Source organism: Salmonella sp. SAL4457 (assembly GCF_046548235.1).
Lineage (GTDB): Bacteria > Pseudomonadota > Gammaproteobacteria > Enterobacterales > Enterobacteriaceae > Salmonella > Salmonella enterica.
This window is the reverse complement of record NZ_JBGDZO010000006.1, coordinates 161,664-185,976: the sequence shown is the minus strand read 5'-3', so window position 1 is coordinate 185,976 and position 24,313 is coordinate 161,664. Positions and strand designations below refer to the sequence as shown.

At 53.5% G+C, this 24,313-nt stretch carries 21 protein-coding genes; 5 read left to right on the top strand and 16 right to left on the bottom strand.

The window, feature by feature from the left end; all coding sequences use genetic code 11:
* Positions 1-187: 187 nt before the first annotated feature.
* Entirely contained in the window at positions 188-574 is a 387-nt protein-coding gene (locus ACLJNW_RS19030) for a DUF3461 family protein (protein ID WP_000272193.1), read from the top strand.
* A gap of 88 nt (positions 575-662) precedes the next feature.
* On the opposite strand, the gene cdaR is transcribed toward ACLJNW_RS19030, so the two are convergent.
* The 3 genes from cdaR to dgt all read right to left on the bottom strand — a co-directional run bounded on the left by cdaR (position 663) and on the right by dgt (position 5,047).
* Positions 663-1,820: a DNA-binding transcriptional regulator CdaR gene (gene cdaR, locus ACLJNW_RS19025; protein WP_000929420.1), complete on the bottom strand. Its 1,158-nt coding sequence runs from the start codon at positions 1,818-1,820 to the stop codon at positions 663-665.
* A 152-nt stretch (positions 1,821-1,972) separates the two neighbouring features.
* Positions 1,973-3,400 carry a serine endoprotease DegP gene (gene degP, locus ACLJNW_RS19020; protein ID WP_000753958.1) on the bottom strand — a complete coding sequence of 476 codons (1,428 nt, stop codon included), beginning with the start codon at positions 3,398-3,400 and terminating at the stop codon, positions 1,973-1,975.
* Between the two features lie 129 nt (positions 3,401-3,529).
* The gene (gene dgt, locus ACLJNW_RS19015; RefSeq protein ID WP_000146444.1) at positions 3,530-5,047 is read right to left on the bottom strand and encodes a dGTPase; all 1,518 of its coding nucleotides are present in this window, start codon (positions 5,045-5,047) and stop codon (positions 3,530-3,532) included.
* An 84-nt stretch (positions 5,048-5,131) separates the two neighbouring features.
* Here dgt and mtnN point away from each other — a divergent pair, with 84 nt between their 5' ends.
* Genes mtnN through ACLJNW_RS19000 form a run of 3 tightly spaced genes read left to right on the top strand, consistent with a single transcriptional unit; the run spans position 5,132 to position 7,283 of the window.
* Positions 5,132-5,830: a 5'-methylthioadenosine/S-adenosylhomocysteine nucleosidase gene (gene mtnN, locus ACLJNW_RS19010; RefSeq protein ID WP_024154496.1), complete on the top strand. Its 699-nt coding sequence runs from the start codon at positions 5,132-5,134 to the stop codon at positions 5,828-5,830.
* Positions 5,823-6,623, top strand: a complete 801-nt coding sequence (gene btuF, locus ACLJNW_RS19005) for a vitamin B12 ABC transporter substrate-binding protein BtuF (RefSeq protein ID WP_001118843.1) — start codon at positions 5,823-5,825, stop codon at positions 6,621-6,623. Before mtnN ends, btuF begins: the two co-directional genes overlap by 8 nt.
* 36 nt (positions 6,624-6,659) lie before the next feature.
* On the top strand, positions 6,660-7,283 hold the full coding sequence (locus ACLJNW_RS19000; protein ID WP_000964234.1) for a TRIC cation channel family protein: 624 nt from the start codon (positions 6,660-6,662) through the stop codon (positions 7,281-7,283).
* A gap of 100 nt (positions 7,284-7,383) precedes the next feature.
* On the opposite strand, the gene erpA is transcribed toward ACLJNW_RS19000, so the two are convergent.
* Positions 7,384-7,728, bottom strand: a complete 345-nt coding sequence (gene erpA, locus ACLJNW_RS18995) for an iron-sulfur cluster insertion protein ErpA (RefSeq protein ID WP_001278668.1) — start codon at positions 7,726-7,728, stop codon at positions 7,384-7,386.
* A gap of 81 nt (positions 7,729-7,809) precedes the next feature.
* A complete protein-coding gene (gene clcA / locus ACLJNW_RS18990; protein ID WP_000845437.1) occupies positions 7,810-9,231 on the bottom strand; it encodes a H(+)/Cl(-) exchange transporter ClcA in 1,422 nt (473 codons plus the stop codon).
* A 169-nt stretch (positions 9,232-9,400) separates the two neighbouring features.
* On the opposite strand from clcA, the gene hemL reads away from it, so the two are divergent.
* Entirely contained in the window at positions 9,401-10,681 is a 1,281-nt protein-coding gene (hemL, locus tag ACLJNW_RS18985; protein WP_000045247.1) for a glutamate-1-semialdehyde 2,1-aminomutase, read from the top strand.
* Positions 10,682-10,788: 107 nt separating this feature from the next.
* Here hemL and stfH read toward each other — a convergent pair whose 3' ends face one another.
* From stfH to fhuA, 11 genes are all read right to left on the bottom strand, one after another.
* On the bottom strand, positions 10,789-11,631 hold the full coding sequence (gene stfH / locus ACLJNW_RS18980; RefSeq protein WP_001750269.1) for a fimbrial adhesin StfH: 843 nt from the start codon (positions 11,629-11,631) through the stop codon (positions 10,789-10,791).
* Complete coding sequence (locus ACLJNW_RS18975) at positions 11,631-12,161, bottom strand: fimbrial protein (RefSeq protein WP_001129315.1); 531 nt, start codon at positions 12,159-12,161, stop codon at positions 11,631-11,633. The genes stfH and ACLJNW_RS18975 overlap by 1 nt, the downstream gene beginning before the upstream one ends.
* Positions 12,161-12,637, bottom strand: coding sequence for a fimbrial minor subunit StfF (gene stfF, locus ACLJNW_RS18970; protein WP_000725074.1), 477 nt, complete (start codon positions 12,635-12,637; stop codon positions 12,161-12,163). Before stfF ends, ACLJNW_RS18975 begins: the two co-directional genes overlap by 1 nt.
* Complete coding sequence (locus ACLJNW_RS18965; RefSeq protein ID WP_001250313.1) at positions 12,634-13,146, bottom strand: fimbrial protein; 513 nt, start codon at positions 13,144-13,146, stop codon at positions 12,634-12,636. Before ACLJNW_RS18965 ends, stfF begins: the two co-directional genes overlap by 4 nt.
* 18 nt (positions 13,147-13,164) lie before the next feature.
* Positions 13,165-13,917 carry a fimbrial chaperone StfD gene (gene stfD, locus ACLJNW_RS18960; protein WP_000982723.1) on the bottom strand — a complete coding sequence of 251 codons (753 nt, stop codon included), beginning with the start codon at positions 13,915-13,917 and terminating at the stop codon, positions 13,165-13,167.
* Between the two features lie 17 nt (positions 13,918-13,934).
* The gene (locus tag ACLJNW_RS18955) at positions 13,935-16,592 is read right to left on the bottom strand and encodes a fimbrial biogenesis outer membrane usher protein (protein WP_001750268.1); all 2,658 of its coding nucleotides are present in this window, start codon (positions 16,590-16,592) and stop codon (positions 13,935-13,937) included.
* Positions 16,593-16,677: 85 nt separating this feature from the next.
* Entirely contained in the window at positions 16,678-17,238 is a 561-nt protein-coding gene (gene stfA, locus ACLJNW_RS18950) for a fimbrial major subunit StfA (protein WP_001090554.1), read from the bottom strand.
* 940 nt (positions 17,239-18,178) lie between these two features.
* On the bottom strand, positions 18,179-20,218 hold the full coding sequence (gene fhuB, locus ACLJNW_RS18945; RefSeq protein WP_001673685.1) for a Fe(3+)-hydroxamate ABC transporter permease FhuB: 2,040 nt from the start codon (positions 20,216-20,218) through the stop codon (positions 18,179-18,181).
* Between the two features lie 14 nt (positions 20,219-20,232).
* On the bottom strand, positions 20,233-21,123 hold the full coding sequence (gene fhuD / locus ACLJNW_RS18940; RefSeq protein WP_001205357.1) for a Fe(3+)-hydroxamate ABC transporter substrate-binding protein FhuD: 891 nt from the start codon (positions 21,121-21,123) through the stop codon (positions 20,233-20,235).
* Complete coding sequence (gene fhuC / locus ACLJNW_RS18935) at positions 21,123-21,920, bottom strand: Fe3+-hydroxamate ABC transporter ATP-binding protein FhuC (RefSeq protein ID WP_001157204.1); 798 nt, start codon at positions 21,918-21,920, stop codon at positions 21,123-21,125. Before fhuC ends, fhuD begins: the two co-directional genes overlap by 1 nt.
* 48 nt (positions 21,921-21,968) lie before the next feature.
* The gene (fhuA, locus tag ACLJNW_RS18930; RefSeq protein WP_000113220.1) at positions 21,969-24,158 is read right to left on the bottom strand and encodes a ferrichrome porin FhuA; all 2,190 of its coding nucleotides are present in this window, start codon (positions 24,156-24,158) and stop codon (positions 21,969-21,971) included.
* Positions 24,159-24,313 lie beyond the last annotated feature (155 nt).

The following is a 24,313-nucleotide window of genomic DNA, read 5'->3' as shown; positions in this document are numbered from 1 at the left end:
AAACGCTTTCTCTATAAACGGAATATCGCGTTGAATTACTTAAGCTATCAATAACCGCCGCCCTTTTGCTCATGACGTTGCCGAGACGTCTTCTGCGATCAACTACGCTTTTTTTGTATACATTGGTGGCGAAAAACCAATTTTTCGTTAATTATTCAAAAGTTATAGTGTGATGAAGGATACCGCTATGTATGACAATCTAAAAAGTCTGGGCATTACCAATCCTGAGGAAATCGATCGTTACAGCCTGCGGCAAGAAGCCAATAACGATATCCTGAAAATCTATTTTCAAAAGGATAGAGGTGAATTCTTTGCTAAAAGCGTGAAGTTTAAGTATCCACGCCAGCGTAAAACGGTGGTGGCCGATGGCATCGGTCAGGGTTATAAAGAAGTACAGGAGATTAGCCCTAACCTACGCTATGTGATTGACGAGCTGGACCAAATCTGCCAGCGCGACCGCTCAGAACTCGATCTCAAACGTAAGATCCTCGACGACTTGCGCCATCTGGAAAGCGTCGTCGCGAATAAGATCAGTGAAATCGAAGCCGATCTGGACAAGCTTACCCGTAAGTAAGCTGTGTGTTGCCGGATGGCGACGTGTTACGCCTTATCCGGCCTACAGATATATCCCGGTAGGCCTGATAAGCGTAGCGCCGCCGGGCTTAACGCTGTTCATCCAGTTGTAGCGCCACATACAGCAACAGCCGATCGTCAAAATTTCCCAAATCCAGCCCGGTCAGTTCCGAAATACGATTTAGCCGATATTCCAGCGTGTTACGATGAATAAACAGCGCCTTAGAAGTCGCCAGCGGCTGGACATTATGGCGAAACCACGCCGTCAGCGTCCGACGTAATAACCCGTTGTTATCCATCGCTTTGAGTTTTACCAGCGGGCGCGCCAGCTCATTGGCCTGCCAGCCGCCACGCAGGCTATCTAACAGAACCGGCAGCATCAAATCCTGATAAAAATAGCTGCGGCTTTCTGGCATCCGCTGTTTGCCGACCATCATCGTGGTGCGCGCCGTGCGGTATGAGCGTGCAATACTGCCCGGCCCGGTAAAGTAATTACCCAGCGCCACGCGAAAACGTAGCTGACCATTCTCTTTCATGCGCGAGATAAGCTGCTCTACGCGCTTACGATGATCTTCAGCATCCCAACGACCAAACGAGTTTAAGGCGGGTTTGAGCACCACCATCTCGGTGAGAGAAACAATGGCTATCAGGTTGTTACGCTCCGGCGTGGTAAGCGCATTCTGCAACTGCTGAAGTTCCGCCATTGCGCTATCGACGCCAAGCTGGCCGCTGTCGACTTCCACCACCGCCGCCACACGCGGCTGGTTCAAATCGATCCCCAAACGCTGCGCCCATTCCACCAGCGCCGGCGTATTTTCTTCGGCCTGAATCAGGTTCATCACCAGCTCTTCGCGCAAACGGCTATCCTGCGCCAAAAGGTGCATTAACCGCGACTGCTCCAGCATCATTTCGGCAGTCATACACACCAGTTCGCCATATTTACGCAGGTGCTCTGGTTCGCCGGTGAGGCCGATCACGCCGACAATTTCGCCCTCAAGACGTAAGGGAAGATTAATCCCCTGACGCACCCCGTGCAGGTGTCGCGCCACGGCGTCGTCGATATCCACAACCCGGCCCTGCGACAGCACTAACAGCGCGCCTTCGTGCAATTCACCAATACGTTCCCGATCGCCGCTGCCGATAATGCGCCCGCGGGCATCCATTACGTTGATATTGGTATCGATGATGCGCATAGTGCGCGCCACGATATCCTGCGCCATTTTGGTATCAAGATGCCAGCCAGCCATAAATCCCTCCTGTGAGCAGAGCACAAGCATAAGGAAGATGACAGGTCTCGACATTGTGCAAATGCACAAAACGGTGCAAATAAGTATGGAGTTGTGGGGGGTTTCACAGAAAAGTGTTGCCCCCTTCCATGGCGGAAGGGGGACAAAGGTGATTACTGCATCAGCAAATAAATAGAACTATCACCACGCTGAATATTCAGCGCCAGAACCGACGGCTTGCTGTCGAGAATCTTACGCAGCTCGGCGATATTTTTCACCGGCTGCTGGTTAGCGCCGATAATCACATCGCCTTTTTTGAGGCCAATTTGCGCGGCGGGTGAGTTCGCTTTCACGCTGCTCACCACAACGCCTTTATCCTGGCCTTTATTGCTCATTTCAGCGCCTTCAATCCCGCTGAAGATGGTGCTGGAATCAACCTGACTCTGGCTGCTCTGCTGCAGTTCCAGATTCACCGTAATCGCTTTACCTTCACGCAGCAGACCGAGGCTGATTTTGCTGCCGACCGGCATAGTGCCGACCTGAGCGCGCAGCGCCGCAAAGCTGCTGATCGGTTTACCGTTCAGCGAGGTAATGACATCCCCGGCTTTGATACCCGCTTTCGCCGCGGACGAATTCGGCATCACCTGGCTGACGAACGCGCCTCGCTGGGCGTCGACTTTCATCGCTTTCGCCAATTCGGAATTCAGCTCAGTCCCCATGATCCCCAGTTCGCCGCGTTTCACCTGGCCGTATTCCACCATCTGCGACGTCAGGTTTTTCACCATGTTACTGGGGATAGCGAAGCCGATACCGATGTTGCCGCCGTCCGGCGCCAGAATCGCGGTGTTAATACCGATCAGCTCACCGTTCAGGTTCACCAGCGCGCCGCCGGAGTTACCACGGTTAATCGCGGCGTCGGTCTGAATAAAGTTCTCGTAATTTTCTACGTTCAGGCCGCTACGCCCCAGCGCCGAAACGATACCTGACGTCACCGTTTCGCCCAGACCAAACGGGTTACCAATAGCGACGGTATAATCCCCCACGCGCAGCGCGTCGGAGTCCGCCAGCTTAATCGCCGTCAGGTTCTTCGGATTCTGAATTTGAATCAGCGCGATATCAGAACGCGGATCTTTGCCCACCACTTTAGCATCGAATTTACGCCCATCGCTAAGCTGTACTTTAATCACGCTGGCGTTATCAACCACGTGGTTGTTGGTGACGACGTAGCCCTTCGCGGCGTCAATAATTACGCCGGAGCCCAGCGCCATGAATTTCTGTTGTTGACCGCCGTTGCCGCCGTTACCGCCGCCCTGGCAGAACGGAGAATTCTGGAACGGAGAACCGTCCTGGCAGAACGGGGAGTCATCGCCAAAGAACTGCTGGAAATTACGCGGCATACGCGGCGTATTCACCGTGGTGCTACCTTCAACATTAATACTGACCACCGATGGCATCACTTTTTCGAGCATCGGTGCCAGGCTTGGCATCTGCTGGGCAGTCATTGCTGAAGAGGACGTTTCAGCCGCCGTGGCAGACAGAGGCGACAATGCCAAACCTAAACTCAGAGCCAGTGCACTCATTGCTAATGTGGTTTTTTTCATGTGTTTCAATCTCGATTAACAGGTAACGCAAAATTGCTGTGTACGTCAGATTCATTTTATAACGCGAAGTTCCGGAATAAAGTTTCTGGAAAAAGTAAAAATTTATTGTCCATCTTTACAAAAGTCCATTTACTGTTCGACCGCCATCAAACGCCGATATTCATCCCATGCGTAAAGGTCAGTCATCCCGCTGATATAATCCTGAATCAACCGACAGCGATAATAATATTCCAGTACCGGGTACTCCGCCGAATCCGTGGGTAATTTACTGACGACTTCCACGTAGGCCAAACGATGGCGCGTAGAAAGTTTCTGAAATAAGCGCGATTCTATGGGGAAGCGTTTCAACCGTTCTTTTTCCACCAGCTCGCGAAAGTCGTTAAGCGACAAGCTTAATAGCGGCTGATAGATATCTAATAACCCGCTGATCACCCGGTATCCCTGTAGTTCAAGCTGTTCTACATCCGGATGGCTAAACACATGCTCAACCGCCACATTCTTATAGAGTTCAAGCAGGCGGCTAAAACCGCTGGCATCTTCCAGTAACGCCTGATTGAAGGTACCGGCAAAAATCTGCGGCAAATTATCAATAAAACGCTGAGCGGCATAGGGCACCAGTTTATTTAATGTATTTACGCGTAAATACATAAAAAACTGATCTTCGGTACTGCGGCTTAATGTATTGGCGCGTGATTTTTCCCACGCATTTCCTACCACCAGCTCAAACAGCGAATCCTTCTCATGGTGGCCCCACGCGTGATATAAATGGTGATAAAGCTGCTCAACGCTAAAGATTCTTTTCTCTACCGCGTCTTCAAGATCGGCGACACAATAAGAAATATCATCTGCGGCTTCCATAATCCACGTTAATGGAAAGCGACTGTAAGGCGCTAACTGCAGTTCTTTACGTAACCTCGCAATATACTTCTCTTCAGAAAGATAATAGCCCGGTTTCTTCATTAAATAGCGATGGGAATCCGGCACCGGCCCTCGCCACCATGCCGGACGGGTATATTTTAAAATTCCGCCGACCTGCGCCCAGGTAAGATTCATCCGCATGAGCGTATGTACCAGACGAATTCCCTGTGCATTGCCTTCAAAATGGCAGATATCCTGACGTACCTTGCGGCGAATATCGTTCAGATTTTCTTCGCCTTCCTGTAACCGTAGCGAGGAAACCACACAGCGATCATGCGTGAGCGGCTGACTTTCCGCATCTTCCGGATGCAGCCGCTGACGAAACCAGTCATTGATCGCCGCCTCGCCAAAATGACCGAACGGCGGATTACCGATGTCGTGCATCAGGCAGGCCATTTCCACAATACTTTCAAAGGGACCGGTCAGCGCGTCCAGGCCGTACTCCTCCAGTCGGTCTTGCTCTTTCAGACGGCTTAAAATCTCTTTCGCGATATAACGCCCTACCTGCTGCACCTCCATCGAATGCGTCAGGCGAGTACGCACCGCGGCATTGCGCTCCAGCGGGAAAACCTGCGTTTTTTGCTGCAAACGGCGTATAGCCGGAGAGTTGATAATCCGCCCGCGATCGCTTTCAAAAATCCGCAGGATCTCATGTTCCGTCTTTACGCCCTGCGGTGAACGATAACGACGATGCCAGTTAATTTTATTTCGGAAATCGATCGATGCCATATCCTCTCCCCGCCTGAGAAATGCGCTTCCCCATAAGCGCATGATAAACTATGCCCCCAAAACTGACTTATCGCGAGTAAATCTATGAAAATCGGCATCATTGGCGCAATGGAAGAAGAAGTTACGCTGCTGCGTGACAAAATTGACAACCGTCAGACGACTACGCTGGGCGGCTGCGAAATTTACACTGGCCAGTTGAACGGCACCGAAGTGGCGTTGCTGAAATCCGGTATCGGTAAAGTCGCGGCGGCGCTGGGCGCAACGTTGCTTCTGGAGCACTGCAAGCCGGACGTGATCATCAATACCGGTTCCGCAGGCGGTCTGGCGTCCACGCTGAAGGTCGGCGATATCGTCGTCTCTGACGAAGCGCGTTACCACGACGCTGATGTGACCGCTTTCGGCTATGAATACGGGCAATTACCGGGCTGTCCGGCCGGATTTAAGGCCGATGACAAACTGATCGCCGCCGCGGAATCCTGCATCAGAGAGCTGAATCTGAACGCGGTACGCGGCCTTATTGTTAGCGGCGACGCGTTTATTAACGGTTCCGTCGGGCTGGCGAAAATCCGGCATAACTTCCCCGACGCGGTCGCCGTAGAGATGGAAGCCACCGCTATCGCACACGTCTGCTATAACTTCAACGTGCCGTTCGTGGTGGTTCGCGCTATTTCTGACGTGGCCGATCAGCAATCGCACCTCAGCTTTGACGAATTCCTCGCGGTGGCGGCGAAACAGTCGACTCTGATGGTCGAAACGCTGGTACAGAAACTGGCGCATGGCTAAGCAAATGTTCAGGGCGCTGGTCGCCCTGCTGCTTACGCTCCCGGTGTGGCTTTACGCTGCGCCGCGCGTCATTACCCTCTCTCCCGCCAATACGGAGCTCGCTTTTGCCGCCGGGATTACGCCCGTTGGCGTCAGCAGCTATTCCGACTACCCGCCCGAAGCGCAAAAAATAGAACAAGTCTCTACCTGGCAGGGAATGAATCTGGAACGCATTGTGGCGCTGAAGCCGGATCTGGTCGTCGCCTGGCGCGGCGGTAATGCGGAACGCCAGGTAAACCAACTGACGTCATTAGGTATTAAGGTCATGTGGGTAGACGCGGTAACCATCGAACAGATCGCCGACACGCTCCGTCAACTGGCCGCCTGGAGCCCGCAGCCGGAAAAGGCTCAGCAGGCAGCGCAGACATTGCTAAACGAGTACGCCGCGCTCAACGCCGAGTATGCCGGTAAAGCTAAAAAGCGCGTCTTTCTTCAGTTTGGCATGAATCCTCTGTTTACCAGTGGTAAAGGGTCTATTCAACATCAGGTTTTGACGACCTGCGGCGGAGAAAACGTCTTTGCTGACAGCCGCGTGCCGTGGCCGCAAGTCAGCCGTGAGCAGGTGCTGGCAAGGCATCCTCAGGCCATTATCGTGGCCGGAAAAGCGGGCGAAATTCTCAAAATTGAACAATACTGGGGAAACCTGTTAAAAATTCCGGTTATTCCGCTTAACAGCGACTGGTTTGAACGCGCAAGCCCGCGTATTATCCTCGCCGCAAAACAACTCTGTAATGCGCTTTCACAGGTGAATTAGAGCCTGTCTTACCAGGCTCCCAGTGGGGATTCGACAATGCTCGTCTATTGGCTGGATATTGTAGGCACGGCTGTATTTGCTATCTCTGGCGTGTTGCTGGCCGGGAAATTACGTATGGACCCGTTCGGCGTCCTGGTGCTCGGCGTCGTTACTGCCGTCGGCGGCGGGACAATCCGCGATATGGCGCTGGATAACGGCCCGGTATTCTGGGTTAAAGATCCTACCGATCTGGTCGTCGCCATGGTCACCAGTATGCTGACCATCCTACTGGTTCGCCAGCCAAGACGTCTACCGAAATGGATGTTGCCGGTACTGGATGCGGTCGGGCTGGCGGTGTTTGTCGGCATTGGGGTGAATAAAGCCTTCCTCGCTGAAACGGGGCCATTAGTGGCTGTCTGTATGGGCGTGATTACCGGCGTCGGCGGCGGGATTATTCGCGATGTTCTGGCACGCGAGATCCCCATGATCCTACGCACCGAAATCTATGCCACGGCCTGTATTATCGGCGGGATTGTTCACGCCACCGCGTTTTATACGTTTTCAGTACCGCTGGAAAGCGCCAGCATGATGGGTATGGTGGTCACGCTGTTCATTCGGCTGGCGGCCATTCGCTGGCATTTGAAATTGCCGACGTTTGCCCTGGATGAAAACGGACGTTGATATTGTTTTGCCCGATGGCGCTACGCTTATCGGGCCTGGAACATCTTTCCTGTAGGCCGGATAAGACGCTCGCGTCGCCATCCGGCACAACGAACAGCAATCAAATGCTGAAGGAAGAGCCACACCCGCAGGTACTTTTCGCATTCGGGTTGGTTACAATGAAGCGGGAACCTTCCAGACCTTCGGTATAATCTACCGAACCACCCACCAGATACTGCAAACTCATCGGGTCAACCACCAGGCCAACGCCCTGTTTTTCGATGGTCATATCCCCTTCGTTAACCTGATCGTCAAAGGTAAAACCATACTGGAAGCCGCTGCAACCACCGCCGGTGATATACACGCGCAGTTTCAGATTCGGGTTATCTTCGTCAGCGATAAGACTTTTTACTTTATTCGCTGCTGCGTCGGTAAACTGCAGCGGCAGCGCTACGTCATCACTCATATTTTGCTCCAAACGACATCGGTAATTGGATAAATTTTCACCCAATATTGGCAGTCATTATCTAATACCCTGGTAATTCGTTCAAGTATTCTCGCCCGCAGGCGCATTCTGGCTTTTCGCCGCCTGTTCCGCATCCTGCTTCGCCAGAGTGCGCGCCAGGATGGTTGAGTATAACGGTTTCCCGCCCAAAAACTGGGCTAATAGTGTCGCGCCAAGACAGGTGATAATCATTGGCAAAATGAGCTGGTAGTTATCGGTCATCTCCAGCACCAGCACAATCCCCGTCAGCGGGGCGCGCACCGACGCCGCCATCAGCGCCCCCATCCCGGCAATCGCAAAGGTACCGGCCTCCAGGTGATACTGCGGGAAAAGCACTGCCGCCGCCATACCGAAGGCCGTACCAAGCAGCGTTCCCAGCGCCAGCATCGGGGCGAAAATGCCCCCCGGCGCGCCGGAAGAAAAGCAAAGCAGCGTCGTGACAACCCGGGCAATAAAGATGAACAGCAGTAGCCCGACGCTAAAATTACCTGCCGCGGCGATAGGAATAAGGTTAAATCCGCCGCCTGCCGCTTCCGGCTCAATCAACCCCAGAATACCGCACAGGCCGCCGATCGCGCCGCCCATAAGCACCCATTTTTTAATTTCGCCGCCATGAAAGCGCTGAAACATATCCTGGGTACGTAGCACCAACGAATTAAATACCGGCCCGACGCAGCCAAAAATAATGCCGAGGATAAGGTATAACCACAGTGTGTTAACCGGCGCATCAGACAGTTTGCCGACTTCAATAATCGGCGCTTCGCCGTTAAATATGCGGAACACAATGCTCGACATGATGACGCCGGTAAACACCGCTTTAATCGAAATCAGGTTGTAGCGAAACTGCGGGCGCATCTCTTCAATAATAAACAGGATACCCGCCAGCGGCGCGTTAAACGCCGCAGAGAGCCCCGCCGCCGCGCCGGTCGCCAGCAACGTATGCCGCGCTTCGGCGCTGCGCATACGAAAAACATCCAGCACCATGCGCCCCAGGTTGCCCCCGATTTGCACCGTTGGCCCTTCGCGCCCTAACACCATTCCTGCGCCCAACGTTCCCATCCCGCCGATAAACTTCACCGGCAACACGCGCCACCAGCGCACCGGACGTAGCTCCTCCAGCGCGCCTTCAATTTCCGGGATACCCGAGCCGCCAGCTTCCGGCGCAAATTTTCGCACCAAAAAGTAGCCGACCATCGCCAGTAACGCCGAAAGGATAAAGGCCAGCGGCCAAAGCAAAAACGCATGGTCCGCGACCTGAACCAGCGCGCCAATGCGCATGTTTTGTACCCAGGAAACCGCCTTTTCAAAGGCGACGCCAACCAGTCCGGTAAGCGTGCCGACAACGGCCGCCATTAACAGGATGGCCAGCGGCGTTTTATCCCGCTGCATTAACCGGCGAATCTGATCTCTGCGCCGTAAACGCACAATTTGCTGAGCTAAAAAGGTGGAAGTGTCTGTTTTCATCAGAAGATCATTAATTGGTAATACAAATCTAAAGTCGGCATTCTACTCGCCAACGCCGTGAAAATCCCCTGCAAATCGTATTGTTTCAAATGCGTAAAACTTTCATAACCTTCTCTGAATAACTTAGAATAGCGGGTATTCACTTTTTCTACGAACCAGGAATCTTTCCATGAGTAAGTCTGAAAATCTCTATAGCGCGGCCCGCGAGCTGATCCCCGGTGGCGTGAACTCCCCTGTTCGCGCCTTCACTGGCGTGGGCGGCACCCCGCTGTTTATCGAAAAAGCGGACGGCGCGTATCTGTACGATGTCGATGGCAAAGCATATATCGACTATGTCGGTTCCTGGGGACCAATGGTACTGGGGCATAACCATCCGGCTATCCGCAATGCGGTGATCGAAGCTGCGGAGCGCGGTTTAAGCTTCGGCGCGCCAACCGAAATGGAAGTGAAAATGGCGGAACTGGTCACCAACCTGGTGCCGACCATGGACATGGTGCGCATGGTGAACTCCGGCACCGAAGCGACGATGAGCGCTATTCGCCTGGCGCGTGGTTTTACTGGCCGCGATAAGATTATCAAATTCGAAGGCTGCTACCACGGCCACGCAGACTGTCTGCTGGTCAAAGCCGGTTCTGGCGCGCTGACGCTTGGTCAGCCGAACTCGCCGGGCGTGCCGGCAGATTTCGCGAAACATACGCTGACCTGCACTTATAACGATCTGGCGTCAGTACGCGCGGCGTTTGAACAATATCCGCAGGAAATCGCCTGTATCATCGTCGAACCCGTAGCGGGCAATATGAACTGCGTCCCGCCGCTGCCGGAATTTCTGCCAGGTCTGCGCGCCTTGTGCGATGAGTTCGGCGCGCTGCTGATTATCGACGAAGTGATGACCGGTTTTCGCGTAGCGCTGGCCGGAGCCCAGGATTACTACGGCGTCGTGCCTGACCTGACCTGTCTGGGTAAAATCATCGGCGGCGGGATGCCGGTAGGCGCGTTTGGCGGTCGTCGAGATGTAATGGATGCGCTGGCGCCGACGGGCCCGGTTTACCAGGCGGGCACCCTTTCCGGCAACCCGATTGCGATGGCGGCCGGTTTCGCCTGCCTGAATGAAGTCGCCCAGCCCGGCATTCATGAAACGCTGGATGAGCTCACCACCCGTCTGGCGGAAGGTTTGCTGGAAGCTGCCGAAGACGCGAATATTCCGCTGGTGGTTAACCATGTCGGCGGCATGTTCGGGATTTTCTTCACCGACGCTGAGAGCGTAACCTGCTATCAGGACGTGATGGCGTGCGACGTGGAACGCTTTAAGCGTTTCTTCCACCTGATGCTGGAGGAAGGCGTATATCTGGCGCCGTCCGCGTTCGAAGCAGGCTTTATGTCCGTGGCGCACAGTGAAGAAGATATCAATAACACCATCGACGCCGCGCGTCGGGTGTTTGCGAAACTGTAAAAGAGAACGTCCAGAAACAACGTAGGCCGGGTAAGGCGAAGCCGCCACCCGGCTTTTTTTTGGTTCATACCAGGTTAGCGTGAATCTTCGCCAAACACCCAGCCCCCCTAAAGCTCATCAATAATATACTGGAAGCTACAGGTCGACGTGAACTGCCCGGAGCCAATGTTGCGGGTGTTCACCGCTACATTAATGTCATGAAGCTCAACATCGGTTATCGGATGATCAACGGCGCTGGTCGTGACGCTCGACTGGTCGCAGCCCAGCACATTGAGCGTAATACCCGATGAGACAAAACGGCAATAAGCGCCACGGTTGTCAAATTTGCTGCCATCGCACAGTTTCCCCCCCTCCATCAAATAGGTATGTAACGTGCGATTCACCGTGCCACCGGTGGCATCAAGCATGAGGGTTGTTTTCTGTTTCGAAACGTTCGCATCCCAGGAGATATCAAAAGTATCAACGGGAACTTTCGGGCAAACTGAGCTGCGCGTATCCGGCGGGGAATACGTTTCGCCAGAGATACCATCAGCAGCAGTGACACGACTCGTTGCCAGCCAGGGGCAACCATAGTCATCGCTTTGTACCGTAATATCCACGGTAAAAGAGCCACAATCGTGCCAACTCGCTGGCATATTCTGGCAACTGGAGCGCGCAACGCTGTTATCGAAATCGCGTAACACAACCGTCGGCGCGGGCTCTGGCCCCGACCAGGATTGTAAGGGTACCGGACGATTTTTAAAAACCCCTCCTAGCTGCCAGGTGCCATAGTATACTCCGTCATGCGTATCCACCATCACATTCAGCAGAATCGAGCGATCGAAGGTACTCGGACCTATGCCGTAATAGAGCGTGGTACTTGAAAACGTCGCTTTCAGCATGGGTTTAGCCACTACCGAACTGCCATAAACGGCAATCAGCAGCAAAAATAAAGTCCGTATTATTTTCATCATAAATACTCAAATGTAACTAGTGCGCTTGCGAAGAACGTTCCCGGAACCAGATCTTCGCCAGGAAGGCGTTGTACCCAGGCATTCAGGTTTAGCGCGTTATTCCCCGTCACCAGCGTGAATATCGCACCCTCTTTATCGTTCATGCCCACGGGAACGCCGGATAGCGTTTCAATACCAATCCCGATCCCAAAAGCACCTGAATGGCTATCGATGGCCAGGATACCGCGCATTCCGGTCGCTTCGGTTCCAGTGAAAGTCACCTGCACCCCGTTACTCAGCGCCGAATCGCAATCCGTGAGTTCAAACACCAAAGGCTTACGAGCAGACTGGCCGTCGGGAGTGAAATCAGAACTGTCAAGCGACGAAAAATCGACTTCGGCAATCCCCGTCCCCTGCATCGTGAGCGTGCAAGGACTGGCCACCAGGCTACCGGAAAAATGCAGGTTATCTGCCGCTGAGACCGGCAATATCAGCGCCCCACAGAGGATGCAGGCCGCGCCGTGTAATAACGCCTGTCTTTTAGCCATTACTGATAATCCACCTGTAATGTTGCCGTCGCATCGAAGCCGCCTTCTTTCAGCGAAGCACCGCTCTTTTTAACCGGTATGGCTTTCAGAACAGGTATCGATTGTTCATTCACCGTAATGGTGGACCCCAACGTAAAGGGTTGGTCGTTCTGCCTGAGTTCAATCCCCAGCCCCGCCACGCTGGTGTTTACCGCCGCCGGATTAAAATCACTCACGGAACCGCTTAGCGTCAGGGTCATCGCCATCGTCTCATCGCGCACCGTTGAATCACAGGTGATCTCATACGGAACATTCTGCGCATAACGCGTACCATCTATTTTATTAATCAGCAGGTTACCGAACTCAACGTCGATCGTCTGATCATTGTTAATCGTACAATTCGGCGGTGAAATTAATGTGCCGTGAAACTTAAGATTATCGGCTGCCTGTGCGGCAAGGCTGCCCCCCATTAACATCGTCAAAACTATTTTTTTCATTGGTAATCCACCACCAACGTGGCGCCTGCGTTAAACGCGCCACCTGTTAACGTTACGCCATTATTTTTGACGGGAATCGCCTCGATGGCCGGACCGCTGCCACCGCTGTATTGAAATGACAACCATTGCGTATTGCCGGGTGAAATCAGCGCGCCATCCGTGGCGGTTTGCAGACGGATCCCCAATCCATCGACATCGGTTTGCAATACCGACTCGCCATTGATAGTCACCGCATTCCCCTGAATCTGTAACTTCAGGTAATCGCTCACTCTGCCGTTACAGCTCAGGCGATAGCCCACCGCCTGCCGGTAATTCACCCCATCCACTTTCGTCGTCAACACATTGCCAAATTCCACCTCACCGCCGGTCACAGTACAGGGCGGCGCGGCATTAACGACTATCGTCAGCGTCATGTTGACCGTCTTACTTCCCGCTGCCAGCGGCATACTGACCGCACTCAGCATGGCCGCACACGTTACCGTGCCCAGCCGTAACCGCCATTGCCTCATCTTGCGTCTCCTTGTCGGTTACGACTTTCTGCTTTTTGCTTCATCTACCGCACAACTGTTGTCAGTACAGTTAAAAATCAGCGGTAACCGCGCGCCATAATCGTTGACGTAAGTCAGCACAGGCGAGCGACCTAATTCACTGGCGTCCCCTCCCAGCGTCACGTTGCTTTTTGGTGCAATCACTAATGGGCTAAAGCCTCTGGCTGGTGTGCCGTCCATGCGGTTACTGGCGTTACTTAACACCACGTAGTAGCCGGTTGTGTTGCTCACCTGATAGCCATTGCCCTGACGCTGAAGGGTGATTTTGTATTGCCAGGGATGCTGCATATCGATTTTCGACAGCGCCTGCGGACGGTAAAAAACTTTGATGCGCGTTTGCAGGGCGATTTGCAGCGTATTGGGCTTGTCGCTTTGCGGCGGAATTTCGCGCACGTTGTAATAAAAAAGGGTTTCCCGATCCTTGGGGAGCGACGCCAGCGCCGGCATCCCCTGAATTTTGACCTGTCCGATTGCCGACGGCTCAATGCGCTGGACCGGTGGGACGACGATTAAAGGCGAGGTGATTTTGACGCCCTTCTCATCTTCCACCCAGGACTGCGCCAGATAGGGCAGTTTGCTGTTGGCGTTTTTCAGATCGACGCTTATCGATTTATCTTCGCCGCGAAACACCAGGCGGGTGCGATCGGGCGCGATGGCGGCCTGGGCGCTACCGTAGCCGCCCAGCAAAAGCAGCAAAACAGCGGCCAGGTTATAACGTTTTAATGGCATCATGAATGCGGTTTCCTGAATCAATGTGTTGGATAACGAGAAGAGAGCGCTTCGGGTTGCGTCGAAGACGTCCGCCGCTGCGTATGAAGCTGGAGTAATGGTTTCTCTTCGGGCTGCGTTGCCTCAGGTGATGAAGCGTCGCCGATGCACGGCAGCAACAGGCTGCTAAACAGATCGCCCGGCAGCGGATCGGGCAACGCCGCTTCACACTGCGTTTTACCTTCCCATGTCACCTGCAACCGCTCGCCGGGGTTAATGCCGATCAGATAAACGCTGCCGTCTTCACCTACGATCCCTAACTGTTGCTGGCGACTGTTGTAAACCTCTGCGCCGAAGGGCGGCGTGCCGCCATCGCGCAGGCGGATACTGGCCATGGCTTTTTTACCGCTGAGCACCTCCATGCGGCGATAACCGATCGCCCCTTCCGTCAGGGTCGCCTGAGCGATGGAGAGGATTGCTTCCGCGTCTTCCGGCAACTGGGTAATGTCGATTTTCACCTGGTTGCGGTAGTAGTCGTTGACGTCGACAATGACGGCTTTACCAAACGCGTTGGTATATACCGGCGTGCTGTAGCCGGAGATGGGTACGTTCGCTTCATCGCCGACATCCACCAGCAGCCGCGAGCCGCCGTTGACGCTGGTGCGGTGCAACGCCCCGCCTTTAGCAGTCAGCGTCGCGCCGCCCTGGATGTTCAGTCCGCCGGAGGTATAGTCGCCTTCCTGATAGTTCGCACTGACGTCAATGTCGGCATAGCTCGCTTGATGACGGTAGTAGCCGTCGAGAGTCGCACCGTTATCCGCGCGACCAGCGTTGATCTGGTAGTTATTGCGATCGTCAATGCGCTCGTAATAGCCGACCTGATTGCTGTTGTTGTCATCGCTAAAGGAGCCGTTGTAGCTCAGCGTGCGGTTGTTGCCCCACGGAATACTGAGCGAGACGTACACGCCGTCATCACGCTCATTGTCATATTCGTTGCGAAAACCGTTCACCGACAGACTGATCCCGCGCACCTCACCGACATCGAAATAGTGCGACAGCGTCAGGTTATAGCTGTCCTGGTTAGGTTGATTCCAGTAGGTGCGATGGGTGTAGTTGATATAGGCGTTGACGTTTATTGCCGAAAAGTTCTGGCTGTACGTCAGGGTATACATCTCTTTATCGTGGCCGGTGCGCTGACGATCGTTATCGTCATTATGCGTATCGATAAACTCGTCCATCGTCATGTAGTTTTCTTCGGAAAAGCGATAACCAGCAAACGTCAGACGGCTGTCTATATCATCAAAATCTTTAGCGTAGCTGGCACGGAACGAGTTACCCTGAATGGTGCCGTCGCCGTAGGCGCTACCCTCTGGCAGCGTCGCACGGGAATGGGTGACATCGACGGAAAACGCGCCCAGCAGCGCCAGATCGCGCCCCAGTCCTAACGCCAGCGCCTGATAATCCTGCTCACCGATGGCACCGCCGTACAGCGACCAGCCGTTAGCGATCCCCCAGGAGGCTTCGGCTGAGGTGAAAAAGCCGCCTTCCATATTGTGATCCCAGTCCTGCGGTCGCCCGGCTGCCAACTTGTAGCGCACCTGGCCGGGACGGGTCAGAAACGGAATGGAGGCGGTGCTGACGTCATATTCCTGCACCTGACCGCTTTGTTCTTCAATTTTGACGTGTAGATCGCCGGATACCGTTTCATTAATATCCTGAATGCGAAACGGCCCAGCCGGGACCTGCGACTCATAAATCACCCGCCCGCGCTGGGTCACGGTGACTTTGGCGTTGGTGCGCGCCACGCCTGATATATCCGGGGCGTAGCCGCGCAGATTAGGCGGTAACATCTGATCGTCGGTGATAAGGCTGCCGCCAACATAGTTAAAGCCGTCGAAAATATCGGATTCCAGCGATCCTTCGCCCAGCGTTAGCTGCGCCCGGAGCTGCGGGATCGCCCGCCAGGCGTAATAGCGGTTCCAGTCCCAGTTCTGTTCGGAACTGGAGCCAAAGTTGTCTTTATCTTCGCTGTCATTTTCGTGACGATAGTTAGCCTGCCAGTCCGCGCGCAAACGCCACGCGCCGAGGTTGGCACCCACCGTGCCGTTGCCGCTGATGTCATATTCATCGCCGTCATCATGTTCAGCATGTCGCCACTGGCTGTTAACGTTGTAGTCAAATAATACGCCGGGAATCCCTTCATCCCAGCGGGAAGGTGGATCCCACTCTTCATCGCTGTATTCCAGATACGCCTGCGGAATAATCACCGTCAGCGTTGACTGGCTTAAATCCGTTTGGGTTTCCATCCCTTCCAGTTGATCTGGTTGCAGACACTGACCGGCATTTATCCAGATCATTTTATCTGCTATTTCAGGTTTTAACCCCAGCAGCGAGACCAGTTCAGGCGATAAACAGGGATAGGTGTTATCAGGATCGTTATTATCAACGGAATACGTAATAACATTATCCTGGACAATTTGACTCTGATTGACCAGCACCTGGAGATGATAGCTCCCCGGCATAATGTAGCCTTTACGGGAAAAACGGGAGAGATCCAGGCTGGCATCATCTTTAACATCAAGAAATCGGGTATTAAATTGAATGGGCGCTTCCGCGTAGCTATTTTCCGGACCGACAGCCAGAACAATACCCACCACGGCCGCAAGCGTGCTCAGACGAAATTTTTTATAGTGAGCCATCAGACAATCTATCCCTGAAATATATAATCTATTTTTTTACTTTGAGCATCATCCTGCGGCAGACTGCCGCAGGATGATATTTCACTTACAGATAGCTGATCGTGAAGTTTACGGTGCTGCTGAATTCGCCGGTATCGATAGTGGTGGCAGCAGAATCGCCTTTCACCCAGGCTTTGAAGTTAAGAGTCTGTTTCGCCGCCGCAACGCTGCCGTTCATCGTCAGGTTTTCGCTGTAAGCGTCGCCCAATTTGATCGCGGAACCCAGGTGGTTGCCGATAACAATGCTGGAACCCGCCATTTCGCCGCCGCCGATACGCATCAGCGCAACGCTGCCCGGATTAGCGCTGGATTCGTTACCGATGGCAGAGAAAACGGTAGACGCTTCTTTCTCAGTGGTGAATGCGCAGTTTTCCAGACCGATATGGAAATCGACTTTTGAAGATTCTTTACCGCCCATCAGAGAACCGGTACCGATATGGCCCAGGTTAACGGTCTGGTGTTCGTCGCCAACCACGATTGAACACGGTGAATCTTCAATAGTACCGGTAAAAGTCACCGTACCAGTATTACTGCCCGCAGCATTGGCAAAGCTGGAAACACCCATAACCAGTGCGGCAGCAACCGCAGCTTTTACTGCTGTATTCATTTTTCATCCTTATTAAAAGTTGGTGAGTATTTTTACGCTATTCACACAGAGTTATACTCAATACCCCATGTTTATATTAGTAGATATATATTATATGACGAGTTATGAAATTGCCGATGCAACATTCAAAAGAAGCAAACAACACGTTAATAAATAACATCCCTTAGGCGCGGTGAAGTATTTTCCATTAAAAACCTAAAGACAAGCGTTTTTTATTTAAAGGATTATCAGAATTAAATAATAAATATTTTTACCGTTCAAAAAACAAACAAAGCAAGCAAGACGGGAGAGCCAAAAAAACAATAAACATGTCAAAATGAATAAAAAAAGATCAGAATTACAGTACTGAATATATAGCAATGACGCGTAACATTTATTTTTGGTATAAATTTCATTAAAAAAAAACAAAAAATGCTAAATTACATTTTTTTTGTTTACTCGTGGCAATTAATTTATTTTAATAGAGTTGTTTTTTATTACTTCGATAAAAAAATAATATTTTATTATCGAAGTTTTATAATGAAAATTTATTATTAAATTAAAATTGATTTACGAGATGCATTAAAGATGCGGCATCCGCATCTTAATATTTAAAAAGGCTTAATACCGAAACCGGTAATTCTTATTATTGGATAGATCATGCCGCAATTTATCATCAACGTTTCGGGCCTGGATATGTTGAAATTAGTCACCCTGTTCACGAGACAGCGGCGCGCCACTGAAATAGCTCATGACTTATCGATACAAAAATAACACCTGCTTCTTGCTGAAAATAAAAGCAGAGTTCCCTCGATAAAACGTGACAGGACAGCTCTCGCACCTGATAGCGTTCAGCTATTTTTAGGCCTACAAAATATTGCCACAACATATTGATATTGTGTAATTTGTAGGTCGGGTTGAGCATGGCTGCCACCCGACATAAATGTGGCACAGCTTTTTTTTACCGACTCTGTTTACGTAGCAAATAGATAAAGTACGGCGCGCCAATAAAGCTTGAAAGCAGTCCCGCCGGGATCTGATACGGAAATAGCGCCATCCTGCCGCACCAGTCGGCAAAGACCAGTAAAACGCCCCCTGCCAGCGCCGAGATGACCATATGCGGCATCGTCCGGCGAAAACCGAGCATCCGCGCAATATGCGGCGCCATCAGTCCAACGAAACTCAGCGGCCCAATGGTCATCGTCGCGGTTGCCGTCAAACACGCCGCCAGCGCCAGCAGCGCGATACGCGACGGCGTAAGCGCCATGCCCACCGCACGCGCGGCATCGCCGCCCAGGGGCAAAATCGTTAACCAGCGGCGACACAACGGCACAAGTGCCAGCAAAATCACCATTACGATCGCGGTTCGCGTAACCTGCCCGCCAGTGGCGTTATAGGTAGATCCTGAGAGCCAGGTCAATACTTCCGCCATCCGCGGGTCGCCGCTCGCCTGGAGCATCATTAGCAGCATGGTAAACGCGGTGCTGAGCGCCATCCCCGCCAGCAACATCCGTTGCGGCGAGAAACCGCCGCGCCCGGCGGCTATCATAATAATCAGCAGTGTCGCCGCCGCGCCCAGGCTTCCGGCAGGCAGTAGCCAACCGAAGGCATTCCCCGGCACCAAAAACAGCATCAACACCACGCCAAACGCGGCTCCGGAACTGATCCCCAGCACTTCCGGGCTGGCCATTGGATTACCGGTCAGACGCTGAATAATGCAGCCCGCCACCGCCAGCATGACGCCCGCCATTAACGCCGCCAGTATCCGCGGCCAGCGCCACGGCATCAGTTCTTCAAGCAGCGTTCCGCTCGCCCACGTCCAGCCGTGCGCGTCGCGACCAAAAGAGAGGGCGACCCATGTTGCCAGCAGCAGGAGCGCGCCACCGGCAACGGCAAAAGCAAGAACGTGCCGACGTTCCGCCGCCACACGATCGCTGGCGTTCATATCCGGCGCGCTCATGCTTTTAAGCCGCGGCAGCAGCCACAGGAGCAGCGGCGCGCCGATTAACGCCGTCACTGACCCGGTGGAAACCTCCATCCATACGCGGGTTAGCCAAAGGATAATCTGATCGGATAGCCACAAAATAAGCGCCCCAATGAGCGGCGCCAGCATCAGGCGCGCCAGCAGACGTCTTGCGCCAAGCATTTTCGCCAGCAGCGGCGCAAACAGGCCGATAAAACCGATAATGCCCACCGCGTTGACCAGCAGAGCGCTCAACACAATCGCCAGCGACAGCGCCGCCAGACGCGCTAACGACAGCGCTAGACCCAGATTACGCGCAACGCCGTCATCCAGCCCCATCAGCGTCATCGGGCGTAACAACAATAACGTGAGCATCACACCGCCCAGCAACTGCGGCCACAGACGCTGCACGCCGCTCCAGTCGGTTTGCGTTAGCGTTCCTGTGCTCCATAAAAACATGCTTTGCAACTGATCGTGGTGGAAAATCACCAGTAACTGGTTGATTGCGCCACAGTAAAGGCTGACCACCAGCCCGGCGAGGATCAGGGTCACTGGCGACAGACGTTTGCCCCACGCCACGCCGAACACCAGCGCGCCGACGATACAGGCTCCCGCCAGGGCGGCAAACTGCGTGGTCAGCGCGCCGGGAATCGCCCAAAGCGTAGTCACCGTGATCCCCAATTGCGCGCCGGTCGCCACACCCAGCGTGGTCGGTTCCGCCAGCGGGTTACGTAATACTTGCTGGAACAGGACGCCTACCAGCCCAAGTCCCGCGCCCACCAGTAGCGAAATCGCCAGTCTTGGCAGCAGGCTGTAATGAAAAATCATCTGCTCAATGATGTCGATATCCGGTGACCAGATAGCCTGTTGCCACTGGCTGCGCGGTAGCGCAACGGAGAAGTTAACCCATGTCAGCCAGCAGGCGGCAACAAACAGCGCCAATAACAGCAACGCCGGATGGCGGCTTCGCCTTATCCGGCCTACAAAGCGCCCGAACCGTAGGTCGGATAAGACGCTTTTCGCGCCGCCATCCGGCATTTCACGTTTTCTGCTCACGCTTTGCCTCCCAACACGTTATTCAGGATGCGGACAAAGTGCATCGTGGAGAGGGTCGCGCCATAGAACCAAACGGCGGGCACCCGGTGAAAGCGCCCGGCGCGGACAAACGGCATGGCCTGCCACAGCGGCGTTGCCATCAGCGCGTTCATATCGGTGTTATTCCCGTGATCGAAGCAGATCACATCCGCTTCTTTATACATCGCCAGCCGATCGATGCTAACCGCCGTACTGCCCCAAAAGTTGGTTTCACCCTGCCAGGCATTGACGATGCCATACTCGTCCAGCACCTCCTGGAACAGGCAATTCGGGCCGAGCACCAGCATATGCCGCGGATCGATAAGCGTCGTCATCAGTAACGGACGCCCCCCGCGGCGGATAAAATGCGGCTTCTGGCTGGCGATGAAGCGATCGTATTGCGCCAGATGTTTTTCTGCCGCAGCTTCCAGATTCAGCGTCTGCGCCAGTTCAACCAGCGAGCGTCGGGCCACCGCCAGCGGCTTTTTGCCGTCGCTAAAATCGAACCCGCGCCCCGGCGCGATCCGCGCCAGTTTCTCCGGCGAGGGTCCGTAGCCTGCCGACCAGACCATAAACGACGGCTTCATCTCCGTCAGCAGTTCGAGATTGGGTTCAGTGCGAAGACCCACATCAATCACCGAATCCGGCAACGGCGGTTCGCTAACCCACAGCTTATAATTTGGCACGTCCGCCACGCCATACGGCGTAATACCGAGCGCCAGCAGCAGCTCAACCGGCAGCCACTCCAGCGCCACAATCCGGCGGGGATCGATAGCGGCAGCCTGCGCCGTATTCATTTGCCACAGCAGCGGCGAGAGCGCCATCGCCGTTAATAAACGGCGGCGAGTAAGAGGATATAAATCACGCATTAATACACAAAACTCACAGGTGCCGCGCCCGCCGGATGCGGAAGGATACCCATCGGGATACCGTAAATCTGTTCCAGCGTGTCACTGCGCATCAGTTCCGCAGGCGTTCCTTGCGCAATCATTTCACCGCCGCGTAGCGCGACTAAATAATCACAGTAGCGGGCCGCCATGTTGATATCGTGCAGCACCGCTACCACCGTCAGCCCGCGCTGTTGGCTTAAACGATGCACCAGCGCCAGCACGTCAACCTGATGGGCGATATCCAGCGCTGACGTCGGCTCATCCAGCAGCAGACAACGGCTGTCCTGCGCGACCAGCATGGCAATCCACGCGCGCTGGCGTTCACCGCCGGAAAGACTGTCTACCAGACGATGCGCCAGCGGTTTTAAGCCGACCAGCGTAATCGCCTCGTCTACTTTTTCCCGGTCCGCGACGCCAAAGCGTCCCAGCGCGCCGTGCCACGGATAGCGGCCAATCGCCACCAGTTCGCGCACCGTCATTCCTTCCGCCTGTGGCAATTGTTGAGGCAGATAGGCAACTTTGCGGGCAAACGCCTTGCTGCTCCAGCTCGCCAGCGGCTGATTGTCGAGCAGAATATCCCCTTCGGAAGGCGGCTGATGGCGGCCCAGCATTTTTAACAGCGTGGATTTACCGGAACCATTATGACCAATAAGTCCGGTGACGCGACCTGCGGGAAACGTTAACGAGAGGGGGTGTAAAAGCGTGCGGCCCGGCACACGAAAGGCGACGCTTCGCAGCGCAAAGGTGGTATCGGAATGAATGTGGTTTTCCTGCATCGCAGCCAACTTGTAAAACGGGCACGGCAAGCCGTGCCCAAAAAGAAATTAGAAACGGAAGGTTGCCGTTGCAACGACCTGACGTTCTGCGCCCCAGAAACAGCCGTAGGTCTGGAAGCAGCTGGCGACGTATTCGCGGTCGAGCAGATTATTAACGTTAACCGCAATGCTGGAGCCCGCCATACCAAAACGCGCCAGATCGTACTTGACGACCGCATCCATCACCGCTGCACTGCCTACCTTGAAGCTATTAGCCGGATCGCCGTAACTGGAACCAATAAAACGACCGCCTGTTCCCAGCGTTAAACCTGACAACGGACCTTCGTTGAAGGTGTAATCGCCCCACAACGACGCCATGTGTTCAGGCACCTGCTCTGGCGTATTCCCTTTCAGATTAGTGTCTTTCGTGTATTCAGCATCAGTATAAGTGTAAGACGCCGTCATATTGATGTTAGCCGTCAATGCTGCTTTGGCTTCCAGCTCTACACCTCGCGCACGAATTTCGCCTGCCGGCACCTGCGCTAATGGGTTGGTTGGATCGGCGGTCAGGTTATTGGTTTTGGTCAGCTGATAAACGGCACCCGTAACAACAACCGGCATGTCTTTCGGTACATATTTCACCCCTGCTTCATATTGCTCGCCTTTTGACGGCTTGTAAGAAACGCGTGGGGTGCTCCACAAATCGAAGGCGCTTGGCTCGAAAGATTGGCTATAGCTGAAGTAAGGTGAAATTCCATTATCGAATACGTAGTTTACGCCACCGCGCCAGGTGAACTGGTGGTCATTACGTTCAATATATCCTTCTGTCGGCGTAGTGGAATTCTGACGCACCGTTGTCGCTTGTTTAGACCAGTCATAGCGGCCGCCGAGAGTAAATACCCACTTATTCCATTCCGCCTGATCCTGAACATAGAGGCCTGTTTGTTTACTTTCGTTCATCTGGTACGGCTCAGCGCCGCCGAAAGCAAAGTATTCAGGATGGTAATTGTTATAGAGATCGATTGACGGCGCGCTACCAAACGTCGCGTTAATATCATTACGCATACGCATGAAATCGACACCCGTCAGCAACGTATGATCAATATCGCCGGTCGCGAATTTACTTTCCAGTTGTGTATCTACGCTGAAATTCTGTAAACGCTCGTTGTCAACGATAGTACCGCGGTTAAGCGTATGGCCGTCCGCCGCAATCCCCGTGCCATAGACGCTTTTTTGCGCGGTTTTCATTTCGACAAAACGTAAATTCTGGCGCACGGTAAAAGTGTCGTTGAAGCCATGCTCGAAACTGTATCCCACCATTTTCTCGTTACGAGAATAGGTGTTGTTTGACGCCCCTTCATTGAAATCTGTCGGCAAGCGTTTACCATTCGGTAACGGTTCAACCGTTCCCTCTTTCGGCAGCCAGCCGTAGTAGCCGGTCTCTGGTTCGTTCTGGAAATAAGAAAGGAACGTAAAATTCGTTTTCTCATCAGGACGCCAGGTAAAAGAGGGCGCAATCGCATAGCGCTGCGACTCAGAACTCTTTTGCTGCTCATTTGTCGAACGCGCCAGCCCCGTCAGACGATATGAGAACTCACCGTTGTCATCCAGGGAATCACTAAAATCAAAACCGGTCTGGAACAAATTGTCCGTCCCCATTTTGAATTGAATTTCTTTCAGCGGCTCAGTAGTCGGCCGCTTGCTAACCATCGAAATGATACCGCCCGGGTTGCTCTTACCGTAGAGGACGGACGTTGGGCCACGCATCAACTCAACACGCTCAAGCATGTAGGGATCAATAACCGCATCGTTGTAGAAGTTCCCCTGCAATTTCAGGCCATCCAGATAGTTGTTCTGGCTCAGGCCGACGGAAGAGAAGCCACGGATAATCACGAAGTCATAGGTATTGGAAGCGCCGCGGCTGCTTACCGTTACACCCGGCGTGTAACCCAACGCTTCTTTTACTGACTGGAATTGATGCATCTGCATCTCTTCGTTAGTGACCACCGAAACCGACTGTGGCGTTTTTTCGATAGGTGTATCAGTTTTGGTGGTGGTGGCGGAACGCTTCGCGGCGATGGTCGGAGCCGGTCCCCAGGCACTTTCCTGCGCGGCAGGCGCTGCGGTTACGGTAATGGTTTCTTCTTTCGGTTGAACCGCCGCCTGTGCATAGACAGACATGCCGCTAACCGCTGTGGCTACTACAACTGCGATTTTACGCAGTGAGGAGTTTGGCTGAGCAGTTTTAAGACGCGCCATTGGTATATCTCTGATGAAAGTGAATGATAACGTAAACGATAATTATTATTATAACCGCAGCATGATAGGCGAAATATCGTCGCAATGGCAAGCGATACGCGGCCCTACGAAAACTAAGGGGTTAAGAAATAACCAGATGAAAAGGAAGGGTTAAT

What these genes read in the sequence shown, in the direction of transcription:
- ACLJNW_RS19030 (WP_000272193.1), top strand. Translation starts at nt 188, where the DNA reads ATGTATGACAATCTAAAAAGTCTGGGCATTACCAATCCTGAGGAAATC.
- cdaR (WP_000929420.1), bottom strand. Translation starts at nt 1,820, where the DNA reads ATGGCTGGCTGGCATCTTGATACCAAAATGGCGCAGGATATCGTGGCG.
- degP (WP_000753958.1), bottom strand. Translation starts at nt 3,400, where the DNA reads ATGAAAAAAACCACATTAGCAATGAGTGCACTGGCTCTGAGTTTAGGT.
- dgt (WP_000146444.1), bottom strand. Translation starts at nt 5,047, where the DNA reads ATGGCATCGATCGATTTCCGAAATAAAATTAACTGGCATCGTCGTTAT.
- mtnN (WP_024154496.1), top strand. Translation starts at nt 5,132, where the DNA reads ATGAAAATCGGCATCATTGGCGCAATGGAAGAAGAAGTTACGCTGCTG.
- btuF (WP_001118843.1), top strand. Translation starts at nt 5,823, where the DNA reads ATGGCTAAGCAAATGTTCAGGGCGCTGGTCGCCCTGCTGCTTACGCTC.
- ACLJNW_RS19000 (WP_000964234.1), top strand. Translation starts at nt 6,660, where the DNA reads ATGCTCGTCTATTGGCTGGATATTGTAGGCACGGCTGTATTTGCTATC.
- erpA (WP_001278668.1), bottom strand. Translation starts at nt 7,728, where the DNA reads ATGAGTGATGACGTAGCGCTGCCGCTGCAGTTTACCGACGCAGCAGCG.
- clcA (WP_000845437.1), bottom strand. Translation starts at nt 9,231, where the DNA reads ATGAAAACAGACACTTCCACCTTTTTAGCTCAGCAAATTGTGCGTTTA.
- hemL (WP_000045247.1), top strand. Translation starts at nt 9,401, where the DNA reads ATGAGTAAGTCTGAAAATCTCTATAGCGCGGCCCGCGAGCTGATCCCC.
- stfH (WP_001750269.1), bottom strand. Translation starts at nt 11,631, where the DNA reads ATGAAAATAATACGGACTTTATTTTTGCTGCTGATTGCCGTTTATGGC.
- ACLJNW_RS18975 (WP_001129315.1), bottom strand. Translation starts at nt 12,161, where the DNA reads ATGGCTAAAAGACAGGCGTTATTACACGGCGCGGCCTGCATCCTCTGT.
- stfF (WP_000725074.1), bottom strand. Translation starts at nt 12,637, where the DNA reads ATGAAAAAAATAGTTTTGACGATGTTAATGGGGGGCAGCCTTGCCGCA.
- ACLJNW_RS18965 (WP_001250313.1), bottom strand. Translation starts at nt 13,146, where the DNA reads ATGAGGCAATGGCGGTTACGGCTGGGCACGGTAACGTGTGCGGCCATG.
- stfD (WP_000982723.1), bottom strand. Translation starts at nt 13,917, where the DNA reads ATGATGCCATTAAAACGTTATAACCTGGCCGCTGTTTTGCTGCTTTTG.
- ACLJNW_RS18955 (WP_001750268.1), bottom strand. Translation starts at nt 16,592, where the DNA reads ATGGCTCACTATAAAAAATTTCGTCTGAGCACGCTTGCGGCCGTGGTG.
- stfA (WP_001090554.1), bottom strand. Translation starts at nt 17,238, where the DNA reads ATGAATACAGCAGTAAAAGCTGCGGTTGCTGCCGCACTGGTTATGGGT.
- fhuB (WP_001673685.1), bottom strand. Translation starts at nt 20,218, where the DNA reads ATGCCGGATGGCGGCGCGAAAAGCGTCTTATCCGACCTACGGTTCGGG.
- fhuD (WP_001205357.1), bottom strand. Translation starts at nt 21,123, where the DNA reads ATGCGTGATTTATATCCTCTTACTCGCCGCCGTTTATTAACGGCGATG.
- fhuC (WP_001157204.1), bottom strand. Translation starts at nt 21,920, where the DNA reads ATGCAGGAAAACCACATTCATTCCGATACCACCTTTGCGCTGCGAAGC.
- fhuA (WP_000113220.1), bottom strand. Translation starts at nt 24,158, where the DNA reads ATGGCGCGTCTTAAAACTGCTCAGCCAAACTCCTCACTGCGTAAAATC.